The 15,536-nt window shown below is 34.3% G+C and carries 13 protein-coding genes; 8 read left to right on the forward strand and 5 right to left on the reverse strand.

Features of this window, described 5'->3' with window-relative positions; all coding sequences use genetic code 11:
- Positions 1 to 91 precede the first annotated feature (91 nt).
- The 7 genes from AC1DVP_RS02740 (at position 92) to AC1DVP_RS02770 (ending at position 9,199) form a co-directional block, all read left to right on the forward strand.
- Complete coding sequence (locus AC1DVP_RS02740; RefSeq protein ID WP_477182021.1) at positions 92 to 865, forward strand: DUF3108 domain-containing protein; 774 nt, start codon at positions 92 to 94, stop codon at positions 863 to 865.
- Complete coding sequence (locus tag AC1DVP_RS02745) at positions 862 to 1,794, forward strand: tryptophan 2,3-dioxygenase family protein (protein ID WP_477182022.1); 933 nt, start codon at positions 862 to 864, stop codon at positions 1,792 to 1,794. Before AC1DVP_RS02740 ends, AC1DVP_RS02745 begins: the two co-directional genes overlap by 4 nt.
- Positions 1,795 to 1,811: 17 nt before the next feature.
- Entirely contained in the window at positions 1,812 to 3,029 is a 1,218-nt protein-coding gene (locus tag AC1DVP_RS02750; RefSeq protein ID WP_477182023.1) for a peptidoglycan DD-metalloendopeptidase family protein, read from the forward strand.
- Positions 3,030 to 3,351: 322 nt separating this feature from the next.
- Positions 3,352 to 4,995, forward strand: coding sequence for a glucose-6-phosphate isomerase (gene pgi, locus AC1DVP_RS02755; protein WP_477182024.1), 1,644 nt, complete (start codon positions 3,352 to 3,354; stop codon positions 4,993 to 4,995).
- A gap of 296 nt (positions 4,996 to 5,291) precedes the next feature.
- Entirely contained in the window at positions 5,292 to 8,099 is a 2,808-nt protein-coding gene (locus tag AC1DVP_RS02760; RefSeq protein WP_477182025.1) for a TonB-dependent receptor, read from the forward strand.
- Between the two features lie 100 nt (positions 8,100 to 8,199).
- Complete coding sequence (locus AC1DVP_RS02765) at positions 8,200 to 8,622, forward strand: hypothetical protein (RefSeq protein ID WP_477182026.1); 423 nt, start codon at positions 8,200 to 8,202, stop codon at positions 8,620 to 8,622.
- Between the two features lie 82 nt (positions 8,623 to 8,704).
- Positions 8,705 to 9,199, forward strand: coding sequence for a septal ring lytic transglycosylase RlpA family protein (locus AC1DVP_RS02770; RefSeq protein WP_477182027.1), 495 nt, complete (start codon positions 8,705 to 8,707; stop codon positions 9,197 to 9,199).
- Between the two features lie 167 nt (positions 9,200 to 9,366).
- On the opposite strand, the gene AC1DVP_RS02775 is transcribed toward AC1DVP_RS02770, so the two are convergent.
- On the reverse strand, positions 9,367 to 9,837 hold the full coding sequence (locus AC1DVP_RS02775; protein ID WP_477182028.1) for a CYTH domain-containing protein: 471 nt from the start codon (positions 9,835 to 9,837) through the stop codon (positions 9,367 to 9,369).
- 189 nt (positions 9,838 to 10,026) lie between these two features.
- Here AC1DVP_RS02775 and dinB point away from each other — a divergent pair, with 189 nt between their 5' ends.
- Positions 10,027 to 11,109, forward strand: a complete 1,083-nt coding sequence (dinB, locus tag AC1DVP_RS02780; protein WP_477182029.1) for a DNA polymerase IV — start codon at positions 10,027 to 10,029, stop codon at positions 11,107 to 11,109.
- Positions 11,110 to 11,244: 135 nt separating this feature from the next.
- Here dinB and AC1DVP_RS02785 read toward each other — a convergent pair whose 3' ends face one another.
- The 4 genes from AC1DVP_RS02785 to AC1DVP_RS02800 all read right to left on the reverse strand — a co-directional run bounded on the left by AC1DVP_RS02785 (position 11,245) and on the right by AC1DVP_RS02800 (position 15,373).
- Positions 11,245 to 12,192, reverse strand: a complete 948-nt coding sequence (locus AC1DVP_RS02785) for a transglutaminase family protein (protein WP_477182030.1) — start codon at positions 12,190 to 12,192, stop codon at positions 11,245 to 11,247.
- Positions 12,193 to 12,198: 6 nt separating this feature from the next.
- Positions 12,199 to 13,152, reverse strand: a complete 954-nt coding sequence (locus AC1DVP_RS02790; RefSeq protein WP_477182031.1) for an alpha-E domain-containing protein — start codon at positions 13,150 to 13,152, stop codon at positions 12,199 to 12,201.
- Positions 13,153 to 13,544: 392 nt separating this feature from the next.
- Positions 13,545 to 13,907, reverse strand: coding sequence for a hypothetical protein (locus AC1DVP_RS02795; RefSeq protein WP_477182032.1), 363 nt, complete (start codon positions 13,905 to 13,907; stop codon positions 13,545 to 13,547).
- Positions 13,908 to 13,936: 29 nt separating this feature from the next.
- Complete coding sequence (locus AC1DVP_RS02800) at positions 13,937 to 15,373, reverse strand: circularly permuted type 2 ATP-grasp protein (RefSeq protein ID WP_477182033.1); 1,437 nt, start codon at positions 15,371 to 15,373, stop codon at positions 13,937 to 13,939.
- Between the last annotated feature and the right edge of the window lie 163 nt (positions 15,374 to 15,536).

The following is a 15,536-nucleotide window of genomic DNA, read 5'->3' on the forward strand; positions in this document are numbered from 1 at the left end:
GGTTAGTTAATAGCATAAAAACTCAGTCATTAATTTGACTGAGTTTTTTTGTTTCATACATTTGAGTTTATCTTAAAATGAATCGAATCCGATGAAAAAAATTATAATTTTCTTGTTAGTGGTTATCACTTTAGGTTTCGGTACGCAAAAAGAAGAAGCTTTTGCTGGAGGCGAATTTCTAAGGTTTAGAGTGCATTATGGGTTATTGAATGCAGGTTATGCAACCATCGAAGTTAAAGATGAAATACTAAACAATCTGCCTGTTTATCATGTTATCGGTAAAGGGTATTCTACGGGCATGACCAAATTCTTTTTTGAAGTTGAAGACATTTACGAAAGCTATATAGACAAGGACAACAGAAGTCCATACCGTTTTGTCCGAAAAATCAATGAAGGGGGCTATACCAAAAATCAGGAAGGATTTTTTAATCAGCGGACTAATAGAATATTGGTGAAAGATTATAAGCACAAAACCGAAAAGGCCTTTGACTTTCCTAAAAATGCTCAGGATATTCTCTCATCATTTTATTATCTGCGCAATTATCCCAATATCAATAAAATTAAAGAAGGCGAATCTGTTATTATTGATATGTTTTTTGACGGTGAGATTACAAAATTTAAGTTAAAATTCATAGGTAGAGAAGATATTAAAACTAAATTTGGAGTCGTTTCAACCATGATTTTTAGACCTTTGGTGCAGTCTGGCCGTATATTTAAAGAAGAGGAAAGTTTAACATTATGGATTTCAGACGACTACAATAAGATACCTGTTCGGATAAAAGCAACACTTTTGGTAGGGTCTGTCAAAGCGGATTTGGAAGATTACAAAGGGTTAAATAATCCGTTTAAATTAAAAGCAAAATGACAATAAATGATACCACAGCATTAATCTTGGATGAAATTGATAAAAAATTCCAAAAGATTAATCAAAAAACGGAAACCCATCTTGAAGGATTGCTTTGGTCAAAACCAATAACATATTGGGATTACATTCAAACAGATGCGCTATTGAATCTTCAGATTCAGAGAACAACACTGCCGGATGAAATGGTTTTTATCATGTATCATCAAGTCAATGAATTGCTTTTTAAAATGATACTTTGGGAAATGCATCAGATTTCATACGCTGAAAAGCTGACAACCGATTTTTTTGCCGAAAGGTTAATGAGAATTAGCCGTTACTTCGATATGCTTACCACTTCTTTTGATATTATGGGCGACGGAATGGAGGTAGAGCAATACATGAAGTTTAGAAATACGCTGACCCCTGCAAGCGGTTTTCAAAGTGCACAATACAGGATGATAGAGATTGCCTCGACTGATTTAATTAACCTTATCGATTACCGTTTTCGTGCAACCATTGACAGAAATACGCCTTATGAGTACGCCTTGGATCATATGTATTGGCAAGCTGCAGGAAAGGATCATCAAACAGGTGAGAAGTCCTATTTACTGTTAGAATTTGAACGCAAATATAAAGCGTCATTTATAACGCAAATGAAAGAATACAATACCATAAACCTTTGGCAGAAATTCAAGCAATTGCCAGATTCTGACCGCGAAAACCCCGAATTAGTTAAGGCGATGCGTCATTATGATCATACAGTAAATGTTACTTGGGTTATGGGACATTTGAATGCTGCCAGAAAATATATTGACAACGGTAAAGGAGATGGAGAGGCTACTGGCGGAAGCGATTGGAAAAAATATATGCATCCTAGATACCAAAGAAGGATTTTCTTTCCGGAGTTGTGGAGTGAGGAAGAATTGGCTAATTGGGGCGTAGAAAACTAAAGATAAAAAGAGATAGCTTGAAAAAAATATTTGTAATTATAGCAGTGCTTTTTTMCTTAATTTCTTGTAATAAGGATAAGGAAGTTGTAGAAAATCAAGTGATTCCAAAATCTAAAAAAAGTGATTTTGGATTTAAATTTTCTGATTTTAATGTGGTTCAGGATTCTGTAAAATCAGGTGATACTTTTGGAAGTATTTTGCAAAATCAAAATATTGGGGATAAAAAAGTATTCGATATTGTAGCTCAGGTAAAAGATACTTTTGATGTTCGGACTATCAGAATAAATAAACCGTATACATTGCTTCGCTCCAAGAATAAAACGAACACATTAAATGTTTTTATTTACCAGCCAGATGCACTGCATTATTATATAATTGATTTGAGAGATTCAATTGCAAAAGCTTCTAAAAAAACAAAGCCCTTAACATTAAAACGCAGAACTATTGGCGGTGTATTAAAAGGATCATTATCTGAAACTTTAGATAATGCCAAAGTGGAAGGAGCATTGGCTAGTAGAATAACTAAGATTTTTGCATGGTCTATTGATTTCTTTAAGGTTAAAAAAGGAGATCGTTTTGGTTTGACTTTTACCGAGCGCTACATCAATGATTCTATTTATGATGGTGTTGACAGTCTGCAGGCGGCTTTTTTTGAGTATAAAGGCAAAATCATTTATGCTTTTCCATTTGAGCAAAATCAAGGCTCGGGCAATGTGGATTATTATGATGAAGACGGAAAAACGCTGAAGAATTTCTTTCTTAAAACACCAATCAAGTTTAGCCACATTACTTCTCATTTTAGTTCTAATCGCTTTCATCCTGTGCAGCAGATCTGGAAAGCACATAAAGGGACGGATTATGCCGCGCCTTATGGAACGCCGATCTCGACAACAGCGTCAGGAATTGTTGAGCAGACAGGCTATACTGCCGGTAATGGAAACTTTGTAAAAGTAAAACATAATAAAGTGTATTCGACTCAGTATTTGCACATGTCCCGAATATTAGTAAGGCGCGGGCAACATGTTACTCAAGGACAAACTATTGGTTTAGTAGGAAGTACAGGACTGGCAACTGGACCGCATGTATGCTACCGTTTTTGGAAAAATGGAGTTCAAGTTGATGCATTGCGACTGAAATTGCCTAATGGTGAACCGATGAACCCGAAAAACAAAGAACGATTTTTAAAGAAAATAGAGCCTTTAAAATTTGAGTTGGATAGTGTTTCTAATCTCTAACGAAACAATGTTTTATCCTGTTTTTGATTGCAACCGTAAATAATGGCAAAGAAGCAATATGCTTGTCTTTAGCCCTGATCGAAGAGACATCCTTTTTATTTTTCCTTTAAAAATAAAAAGATAAAACGCAGAGCAGGTTCCATGTTACTAAAAATCTTAGTGTTACTGCTTCTAATATAAATGATAAAACTCAATTTTAGACTTATTTAAACCAAGTTAATTTATTCTTGTTTTTTGATATTTTATTGTTATATAATTGTCTGATTTTAGTCCATTCAAACTTTATTCAGTAAATTTGCACAACATAAAAAATAAGAATAAAATGGCTTTAAATACAATAAACCCAACCGAAACTTCTGCTTGGAAAAAACTTCAAGCACACTATACTGAAATACAAAATGCTTCAATGGCAGCTATGTTTAAAGCTGATGCATCAAGAACAGAAAAGTTTCATTTGAAATGGAATGATTTTCTTATTGATTACTCTAAAAACAGAATTAACCAAGAAACAATTGATTTGTTGCTTGAATTGGCAAAGGAAACAGGTTTGAAAAATGCTATTGCTGATTATTTTGGCGGGGCAATTATCAATCAAACAGAGAATAGAGCTGTTCTGCACACTGCTTTGAGGGCCAAAGAATCGGCAGTAATCAATGTAGACGGTGTAAATGTAATGCCAGAAGTATATGAAGTAAAGAACAAAGTAAAATCATTTACAAACGAAGTTACTTCGGGACAAAGAACAGGTTATACTGGAAAACCATTTACTGATGTTGTTAATATCGGTATTGGCGGTTCTGATTTGGGACCTGTGATGGCTGTTGAAGCATTACAGTATTATAAGAATCATTTAAATGTGCATTTTGCATCTAATGTTGATGGAGATCATGTAAATGAGATCATAAAAAAACTAAATCCAGAAACTACCTTATTTGTAATTGTTTCTAAAACATTTACAACGCAAGAAACTTTAACTAATTCTGAAACCATTAAAGCTTGGTTTTTAAAATCGGCTAAACAGGAAGATGTTGCTAAACATTTTGTAGCGGTTTCTACTAATATTCAGAAAGTAACCGAGTTTGGAATTAATCCAGAAAATGTATTCCCAATGTGGGACTGGGTTGGCGGACGTTTCTCTTTATGGAGCGCAGTGGGACTTTCTATAAGTTTGGCAGTTGGTTTTGATAATTTCAATGATTTGTTAAGTGGTGCTAATGAAATGGATGAACATTTCAAAACAGCTGATTTTGACAAAAATATTCCAGTAACATTGGCATTGTTAAGTGTTTGGTACAATAATTTCTTTGGTGCCGAAAGCGAAGCTTTGATTCCTTATACACAATACTTGCAAAAATTGGCTCCTTATTTACAGCAGGGAACGATGGAAAGTAATGGTAAAAGTGTGGGCCGTGATGGAAAACCAGTAAATTATGAAACAGGTACTATTATTTGGGGTGAGCCGGGTACAAATGCACAGCACGCATTTTTTCAATTAATTCACCAAGGGACAAAATTGATTCCTTCTGATTTTATTGGATTTGTAAAACCTTTATATGGAGATGAAGATCATCATGATAAACTGATGTCAAACTTTTTTGCTCAGACTGAAGCTTTGATGAATGGAAAATCTCAAGAGCAGGTGCAGGCTGAATTTGATAAACAAGGACTAAGCGCAGAGAAAGCAAGTGTTCTTTTGCCTTTTAAAGTTTTTACTGGAAATAAACCGACGAATACAATATTGATTCAGAAATTGACGCCAAAATCTTTGGGTTCTTTGATTGCTATGTATGAGCATAAAATTTTCGTGCAGGGGATTATCTGGAACATTTTTAGTTTTGACCAATGGGGAGTTGAACTTGGAAAGCAATTAGCCAATTCAATATTAGATGAAATTAATTCTAAAGAAGTTAAAAATCATGATAGTTCGACTCAGTTTTTATTGAATCATTTTTTAGAAAACAAATAGATTATTTTTTACGATCCGCAATAATGAAAAACTCTGATTTGATAATCAGAGTTTTTTTTTGAAATATAAGAAATGGATTAGTAAGTAAAGAAATCGTTAATTTAATGGGGAATTAGAAGATGTTAAATTCTTATTTTTTTGAATTAAAAATAACTATATCTCTAAAAGATTAACGATATAATTGCAATGTGTTTTTTATGTGTAAATAACTGGTAAAAATGCAATTAATTAAAGTTTTATTAACATTAATTCGTTTAAATGTTATAATTTTGCCAAAAATATTTAAACTAACAAGAATGAAAACAATGAAAAATTGGTTACTCTCCGGATTACTGTTTTTAATGGTTTCGACGGTATTTTCTCAAGGAAAAATTACAGGAACTATTACAGATGGACAAAGTTCGTTACCTGGTGCAAATGTTGCTATTGCAGGTACATCAGCTAGTGCTTCAACTGGTTTTGATGGTAAATTCGCCATTGATTCTAATACGAACTCTGGGCAATTAATTATTTCTTACATTGGGTATGCGAATCAAACTATTGATTTTACTATTTCAGGCGGAAAAGCTGAACTGGGAAAAATTATTTTGGTGGCCAATTCTAATGAATTGAGCGAAATAGTGGTTAAATCATCTGTTGTCGATCTTGCAAAGGACAGAAAAACACCAGTTGCTGCTTCGACAATCAAAGCTGCTGAAATTCAAGCAAAATTAGGAACTCAAGAGATTCCTGAAATTTTAAAAAACACACCTTCTGTATATGTTTCAAAAGCTGGTGGAGCTTTTGGAGATTCAAGAATTAATATTCGTGGATTTGCTCAAGAGAACATTGCTGTCATGGTAAATGGTATGCCGGTTAATGATATGGAAAACAGCCGTGTTTTTTGGAGTAACTGGGCAGGTCTTGGAGATGTAACTTCTGCAGTACAGGTTCAAAGAGGTTTAGGTTCTTCAAAATTGGCAGTTTCATCTGTGGGAGGAACAATAAATTATATTACTAAATCTTCTGATATGAAAGAAGGTGGGTCAATTTCTTCTGGTTTTGGTAATGCAAACTATTTAAAAACACAGGCATCTTATAATAGTGGTAAATTGGATAATGGATTTTCTGCATCTATCTTGTACGGCCACACTTTTGGAGATGGTTATGTAAATCAGACAGATTTTGTTGCAGATAATTATTATGTAGCTGTAGGATATACTACCAAAAATAATAAACATGATATCCAATTTACAGTAACAGGAGCACCACAATGGCATTTTCAAAGATCTACGGCTTCTACAATTGCAACATATCAGCAATATGGTTCAATTGATCATCCGAACATTAGATATAATGCAGATGCTGGATATTTGAATGGGGAGGAATACAATATCAGAAAAAATGTTTATCACAAACCGATTGCATCTATCAACTGGGATTATCAAATTAACGAGACAACTAAATTGTCTACCGTTGTGTACGCATCTAAAGGACGTGGAGAAGGTGTAAGTGCAACAGGAGGAGTTAGAGGGAAAGCATATTCTGATGCAGTAGCATTTAGAACGGCTGATGGATTGGTGGACTATGATAAAATTAAAGCTTATAATTCAGGTGTACCGGTTATGATTAGTGGTTTTACAGGTCTTCAAACTAGAGCTAAAGTAGGAGGAGTTTACCAAAACAGTTCTGCTTTCGGATCATCTACTAATACACCTGCAGCTGCTAGTTCAGGTACTTCTGGGATTTCACAAACTTCATCAATCAATTCACATGACTGGTATGGTGGTGTAATCAATTTAGATAAAAAATTAGGAGAAAACTTTACTTTGGATTTTGGTATTGATGCTAGAACTTACAAAGGATATCACTATACTGTATTGAATGATTTGTTGGGCGGTAATGAATATTTTGACAATACAAATGTGAATCAGCCAAACAGACATCTTACTACTACTTATGATACAGATGTTCAATGGAATGTTTTCAAAGATAAAAAATACGAAAAAATTGCTTTTAACAGTACAGGTAATGTACAATGGTATGGAGCTTTTACTCAATTAGAATATTCTAAAGATAATTTAACTGCTTTTATACAAGGAGCAATTTCTCAACAGAGATATAAAAGAGAGGATGATTTTGTATATAATACAGTAACTCAGCCAGCTTTGGCTTCTACTCCTTATGAAAATATTTTGGGAGGTAATATAAAAGGAGGAGCTAACTATAATATCAACGAGCATCACAATGTTTATGCAAATGCTGGATATTATTCAAAACAGCCATTCTTTAATTCAGTTTATCCAAATAATAAATCACAAGTAAATCCTAATCTTACTAATGAGAAAATATTAGGTCTTGAAGCAGGATATGGTTTCCGTTCTCGAAAATTTAATGCTAACGTTAATATTTACAACACTAATTGGGACGATAGATATTTAAAAGGTAATGCGCTTCCAGCTTCTGCAGCGACTCCAACCACCCCAGCTATTGCTGCCGGTACTACTTACACAGAATTAGTAGGTCTTAATGAGGTTCACTCTGGAATTGAATTTGAAGGGAATGCACCAATAACAGATAAACTGCGTATAAATGCAATGTTTTCTTATGGTATCTGGGAGTACAAAGGGAATGCCACTAGTAATGCTTATTGGATAGCAGATAATACGCCGGTTCCTGGATATACAGCTGCTACTTTGTATTTGGATAAGGTAAAAGTTGGAGACGCAGCTCAAATGACAGCGTCTTTGGGAGCTTCTTACGAGGTTTTGCCAAGAGTTACTTTTGATGCTAATTATAATTTTAATGATAATTTATATGCTGGAATTAGCCCCCTTAATTTCACAACTGAAGTAAATAGAGGTTCGTTGCAATTACCTTCTTTCGGGTTGGTAGACGCAGGGTTTTCATATAAAATGCTTGTAGGAGCTCATAAAGACAAATCAGTAAATTTTAGAATTAACGTGAACAACGTTTTGGATGAAACTTATATCGCAGAATCTAGAACAAACTTTTTTGCTCCTGATTATCCAACTCAATCAACTTACAAAGGAATTGCTACAAACAATCAAGTTTTCTTCGGATTTGGAAGAACTTGGAACTTTACTCTACGTTATGATTTCTAATTAGAATCTAAATAAATATTAAAAACGGCATTGACTTTTAGTTGAATGCCGTTTTTTTATGGTCTTTTTTGCTATATTTGTTTAAATTAAAAAACTATTTATGTACACGATTTTACAAAAATTTCACTCAGGTTGGGCTTATATTGCATTGTTAGTTCTTGTCGTCGCAGTTATTAATGCCATAATAGGAATGTCTTCCAAAAAAGAATTTACTTCCAAAGACAGGAAAATAGCTTTGTTTGGATTAATTGGTATACACGTTCAATTACTGATTGGGTTGATTTTGTATTTTGTATCTCCGTTAGGATTGGCTTCTTTTGGACAAATGTCTGATAAAGCACTTCGTTTAACTTCATTAGAACATCCTCTGATTAATATAATTGCTATTACTTTGATTACTATTGGCTGGTCAAAACATAAAAAAGCAACAACAAGTGAGTCAAAATTTAAAGGCTTCACAATATTTTACGGCTTAGGATTAGTGCTTATTTTAAGCAGAATTCCCTGGTCCTTGTGGTTATAACCCATTTTTAAAAAATCCTGAAAAGGATTTTTTTTTACCCATAATTTTTTTGCCTTTCAAAGTTTCACCTAATAAACTATAAATGAAAAAAATAATCACACTTTTATTTTTACTAGCCAATATTGGGATAGTAAGCAGTCAAAGTACTATTATTACAAGCAAAAAATTTTCCATTAATAAAGACACTGTAAAAAAAACTGCTAAAGCTGCAGAAAAAGTTGTTGAACCAGTTGCTATCGCCCCAGATACTGTAATTGTTGAAACTGGAAAGTTTGTATTTTTTAAAAAAGATGCTCATGCCTCTTATTACCATGACAAATTTAATGGTAAAAAAACGGCTAGCGGCAAACGGTTTGATAACAAAAAGTTATCCGCTGCGCATCGAAAATTCCCTTTTGGAACCAAACTGCGGATTACTAATGAAGCCAACGGCAAATCGGTAATTGTAGAGGTAATTGACAGAGGCCCATTTGCAAGAGGAAGAGAAATAGATTTAAGCAAGAAAGCTTTTATGGATATTGCATCCAACAAAAGCAGCGGAGCTGTGATTGTAAAAATCGAAGAGTTACGAAAGTGATAGCTTTTAGTAATTTTGTGATGAGTGATTAGCTTTTTATTGTTGATGAATTTTAGTATTTGGTTTGAAAATTTTCAACTCTCCAGCATCTCAAAAAAAGTAAAATTCTATTTTTCTAAGTTGCATTTTGCTAATCACCAATTACTCATGACTAATTACTCAAGTCGTTACCAACTCTTAAACGGATTTTTGCTCAAATAAGCATTGTAATATCTTTTATCATTGGTTACTTCTTCACCTAGCCAAATTGGTTTTTCAAAGGGTTCAGTTTCTGACTTTAATTCAATTTCAGCCATAATCAATCCTTCGTTTTCGCCATAAAATTCATCTATTTCTATAATATGATAGCCCGATTTTACTTCAAATCGGGTTTTATCGATTACGCCTGTTTCGCATAAAAGCAATAATTTCTCGGCTTCATCTACGGGAATTTCTTTTTCCCATTCAAAACGGGACAAACCAGATTCGTTGGAAATTCCTTTTATGGTCAAAAACCCTTTGTGGCCTTTTATCCGTACTCGGACTGTTCTTTCTGGAACAGCACTCAAATAGCCTTGTTTTATTCTGTTTTGAGCAAAAGCTTCTGCTTTGAATGCATCGGAAGTAACCAAAAATTTCCTTTCTATTTCTATCATCATATGTGTTTTTTGGAGCTATTTCCAGCTGTACACTATATTCCCGATTAACAAAAACTACGATAAAAAAGTCTTGTTTTTTTAATCGGGAGATGCCGTTTCTATCTGGGCTAGCCGATGCATCAAAGATATTCATTTATTTTTTAACAGTTTCGAGCTTCCATTTTTTTTAAAACGGTTTAAATTTGTAGTATGTCCGAATCGCTTCCATATAGAAAAATCATACACATCGACATGGATGCTTTCTATGCTTCGGTCGAGCAAATGGATAATCCCGAGCTACGCGGAAAACCCATTGCGGTTGGCGGTGCCGAAAATAGAGGAGTCGTGTCGGCGGCTAGTTATGAAGCTAGAAAATTTGGAGTCCGTTCTGCTATAAGCGGTGTTTTGGCCAAAAAGAACTGTCCCGAGCTTATTTTTGTCCGGCCGCGTTTTGACCGTTATAAAGAAATCTCAAAAAAAATCCACAAAATATTTCGTGATTATACTGATTTAGTAGAGCCACTTTCGCTGGACGAAGCCTATCTGGATGTTACAAAAAACAAAAAAGGTAATCCCAGTGCCAGTTTATTGGCACAGGAAATAAGGGCAAGGATTTTTAATGAAGTTGGGTTAACGGCTTCGGCTGGAATTTCGGTCAATAAATTTGTGGCAAAAATTGCGAGCGATTACAATAAGCCCAATGGCCAAAAAACTGTAAATCCAGATGAAGTCATTGCTTTTTTAGAACAATTGCCTATTCAAAAATTTTATGGAGTAGGGAAAGTTACAGCCGAAAAAATGTTTCAGCTTGGAATCTTTACAGGTTTAGATTTGAAATCGAAATCGGTTGAATTTTTAGAAAAACATTTTGGCAAGTCGGGTGGTTTCTATTATGATGTAGTTCGTGGCATTCACAACAGTGAAGTAAAGTCCAATCGAATTACTAAGTCCGTTGCAGCTGAACATACTTTTGACAGCAACCTTTCTTCCGAAATATTCATGATCGAAAAACTCGAAAAAATAGCGCAGGAATTGGAACGCCGTTTAAAAAAACATCAAATTTCGGGTAAAACCATTACATTGAAAATAAAGTACAGCGATTTTACACAGCAAACCCGCAGTAAAACAATGCCTTATTTCATTGCCGATAAAGCATTAATTTTGGAAACAGTCAAGGAGCTATTGTATCAGGAAAGGATGAAAGATTCGGTACGATTGTTAGGTATTTCTTTAAGCAATTTGAATACTGAAATCAAAAAAACTATCGTGGTACAGCTCAAATTTGATTTTTGATTTTTTTAGTTGCTGAGATACTAAGTTGCTAAGAAGCTAAGTTTTTTCTTGATTCTGTTTTATTTTAAGGTGTTTAGAGTCTTAGATTCTCAGTAACTTAGAAACTCCTAACTTATAGAATTTCTTTTAAACTGTTTATTGCTGTTGGTGCTGCTGTTGCTCAATATAACTTATTTGCTCATTTATTTCTTGTGGCATTTCTTCGAGCTGTACATCATTCATTTCTTCATAATGACGGCCATCCTCATATCCTATAGAAACACTAACGGATAGTGTTTGTCTTGCTAATCCTTTGAAAGTGCCTTTTATTAAAGTGCAATCATAAAAATTTCTGCCAACAGAGAGTTTTACGTGATTGTCCATAGTCCAAATATTATTGGTTGGATCCAGTCCCAGCCAGCCTTGAATTGGAGAATAAATTTCGACCCAGGCATGAGTGGCACCTTCACCTCTTAGTCCGCTTTCGTTAGGGCAAACATAACCGCTTACATATCTGGAAGGGATACCGGCAGTTCTTAAAAACTGCAGTAAGACATGGGCAAAATCTTGGCAGACACCTTTTTTTAATTCCAAAATTTCATCAATTGTGGTTTCTATATTGGTGATTCCTTTGGTATAGGTGAAATTGTTAAATATATAGGCATTGCATAATTGGGCAATAGTAATAATTGAATTATTGGCTATATCAAAGGTTGCCAAAACAGCATCAATATCTTGTTGTTTTGTGATTGTTTCGGGATAGCTAAGTCTTAATAAGGCAATGTCATTATTTTTTTCTTCTTGTAAATCTTTTGCGGTGGTGGCTTCGATTTCGGGAATTTTGAGAGAATGACTCACTCGAACCGTCATTCGGGATTCAATCGTCATTTCATTATGGGCTTCCAGATTATTGAAATTCGCTACATGATTGCCATAATAATCTCTAAAATGTTTTATTTCAGGATCATGGGAAATTAAGAGATGGTGATCAAGTACCTCTTGATCCTTAAAATGATGAGGAAACAAACGAATTTCGTTTATACTTTCTTTTATGGGTAAGCTGTATTGATATTTAGTGATATGTGTTATTTTAAATATTGCCATAAGGTGCTAAGTATAGGAGAAAAATAATTTTGAAAAATCGGTGGAAAACTGGTTAAGCTGTGTTTTTGTTGTTTCTAAAACTTCTTCTAATTGTTTGTCGGTCATGTGATGGTAATCAGTATAGACTATGTAACTTTTTAATCTTCCAAATTGATTGTACAATGCTCGAGCTTCACTTATTTCGCTGTCTTTTACAAGGCAATCCAAATGCTTATTGATCAAGTCCAATGTAAAAATTACGGAATGCGCAAAATCCTCATTAAAAACAACATGTTCAACAATTTTTCTATTATGTTTAATATTGCTGTAGCTTTTGAGATACAATTCATAACCGGATAATGAGAGCAAGAGTCTTTTCCAGTACATAACATCCTCGTTTCCGTCCAAATTGTAATTTATTGGAATATAATAAGCCTGAGTCATGGATATCGTCTGCAGGCATCGTTCGATTAGTTTTCCAATACTCGAAAAACTCCAGCCAAGTCCTCTAGGCATAGTAACATGGAAAATACCATTGTATAGTAACAGTTCTTTATTGAGTTTGTTTACAACCTTTAAAGCATCGGAGCTTTCAAGCTTTCTGGGGAGTTCGGGTGAATTCATATAATGATAGAGCGAATTGATGTGTTCCCAAAGTTCTTTGGTAATCTTATCTTGTGATCCTCTGGCATTTTCACGTGCTTTTACAACCAGATTTTTAACCGAATTATGATTTTGATTGTCGCAAATGATATATTTCAAAACAAAGGCGGTGTCGTTTTGTACTTCTTCTATTTGAGCGAATGTCAAATTGGTATAGTAATTTAATAAAGGTTTGTAACCTTGGCAATCATCTGTTTCCTTATCAAATGACAGAATGTAGCTTGTGTTAAGAGTTAGTAACATACCGTCTGTTCTTTCCATATATCTGTTGAGCCAGAACATTCCGTCTGCTACTCGGCTTAGCATGTTTGCTTTCATTTGAATCGATTTTTAAAATTGAGATAATAGCATTTGATTTTTAGAAACCGCATGATTGTTTTTTCTTCTGATGTAGGATTCCAAAATGGATACATCAGAAGAATTTAAAGGCTATACCAATTATTTGTTCTAGCATTTGTATATAATTGGTTCGACTATAGTTTCGAAAATAGATTCTATAATTGGAGATTGAGAGTCCGTTTTGATAGCTATTTCTTTTTTCATTGAATGATTTGAAACGATTGAGGTTTCTGTGTTAAGTAAAAACATCGCGCCTGTAACTTGACTTGTCATAATTGTTTTCATAGATATAAAATTTATTGGTTATGGTTTATATTGAAATATTGCCTTTGTTTATTGCTGTTTTTTAATGGCAATTTCATGGGTGTTGTTTAAAAATTTAAAAAGTTTAATTTGATTTTCTTTACAAATTGTATGATTTTATTTTCTGATGTAGTGGTTGTGATGGTTTCCAATTTGGGAACAGTTACCGTTTCAGTAAATTTTATTTTCGCTTTTTTACTTTTTTTTGCTTTTTTTTTGCGTGGTTCTATTTCAATATTTATTCCATCGAAAGGATCTGCAAGAGGATCAAAAACTATAGTTTGCGATAGTGTTACATTTGATGTTTCATCATTAGGAACAGTTTTATATTCTTTAGGTTTAGGATGGTTTAGGTGTTCTATGACCATCTCTGGTAAAAAGGCAAACCTTGGATTGTCTTTTTTTTCTGTGTTTGTTCTATTCTTTTCCATTTTTATTCATTTTAAAAATTAAAACGAAATTACTTTATGATCCAAGTGTCTTTACTTCCTCCTCCTTGAGAAGAGTTTACGACCAATGAACCTTCGGTTAGTGCGACTCGAGTAAGTCCTCCAGGCACAATTTCTACTCCATTGGGACCGCATAAAGCATAAGGTCTTAGATCTACATGGCGTAATTTCAATTGGCCATCGATTAAACAAGGGACTGTGCTTAGTTGAATAATAGGTTGTGCTATGAAATTTCGTGGGTTGGCCAGTATGGCTGTTTTCCCGTTTTCAAGTTCTTCTTGGGTTGCTTTATTTCCCATTATCATTCCGTATCCGCCGCTTCCATTAGTCTCTTTGATTACCATGTTTTCCATGTCGGCAAATACTAGTTCTCTCTCTTCTGGGTTTTCCATTTGGTATGTTGGAACATTTTTAAGTATGGGTTCTTCGTTAAGGTAATATTTTATCATATCCGGAACATAAGCATAGACTGCTTTGTCATCGGCAACACCATTTCCTACTGCGTTTACTAGAGCCACATTCCCGTGACGATAGGCGCTAATTAGTCCTGGAACTCCCAGTGTGCTTTCTGGTTTAAAAACCAACGGATCAAGATAATCATCGTCCAGACGTCTGTAAATAACATCCACTTGCTGTAATCCTGAAGTGGTTTTCATATAGACTTTATTGTTGTTAACCACTAAATCTCTTCCTTCTACAAGCGGAATTCCCATTTGTCTGGCCAGAAAAGTATGCTCATAGTATGCCGAATTATAAACACCAGGCGTAAGCAGAACCACATTGGGCTTAGATACATTCCGTGGTGAAAGCGAAATCAATATGTTGTGAAATATATTTGGATAGTTCCCTACGGTATTTACTTTATTGGTGGCAAGCATATCCGGAAAAATACGTTTTGTGATTTCACGGTTTTCCAGCATATAGCTCACGCCGCTTGGGCATCTTAGATTGTCTTCCAGAACATAGAATTCTCCTTTGGCACCGCGTATTAAGTCGATTCCGGCAATATGCACATGTATATTATGCGGTACTTTTATTCCGTGAACTTCCTGTATATAGTGAGGGCATGAGGCTACCAATGAGGCGGGGATTATGCCGTCTTTTATAATGTGCTGCCCGTTATATATATCTTCTAAAAATAGATTCAGCGCTTTTAACCGTTGTTTAATACCGGTTTCTACTTCGCTCCACTCCGCTCTAGTAATGATTCTGGGAATGATGTCAAAAGGAAAGATTCGTTCAATTCCTTGATTGTTATCGCTATAAACGGTAAAAGTTATTCCCTGATTCATGAATAAATCTGAAGCTTGCAACTGTTTGTCATTTAGACTTTCAGGAGTTAGGCTTTGTAAGGAGTTTAACACTTGAGCATAGGAATTTCTTACTCCTTCATTGGAGAACATTTCGTCCCAGCCTTTTGGGTTTAATTGCGGTATCAGTTTCATCATGTTTCCCTAGTATTAAATAATCAACAATTTTGTGCAATAGGGTCTATTTTACCTAGTTTTGAGTCTAAGTTATTAAATTATTGTCAGTAAAAATGATATTTATATGGTTATTTTTTAATTTATATGATTTTGTATTTTAACCTGTATTTTTTTAATGATTTTA

Source organism: Flavobacterium sp. P3_A6 (assembly GCF_056403035.1).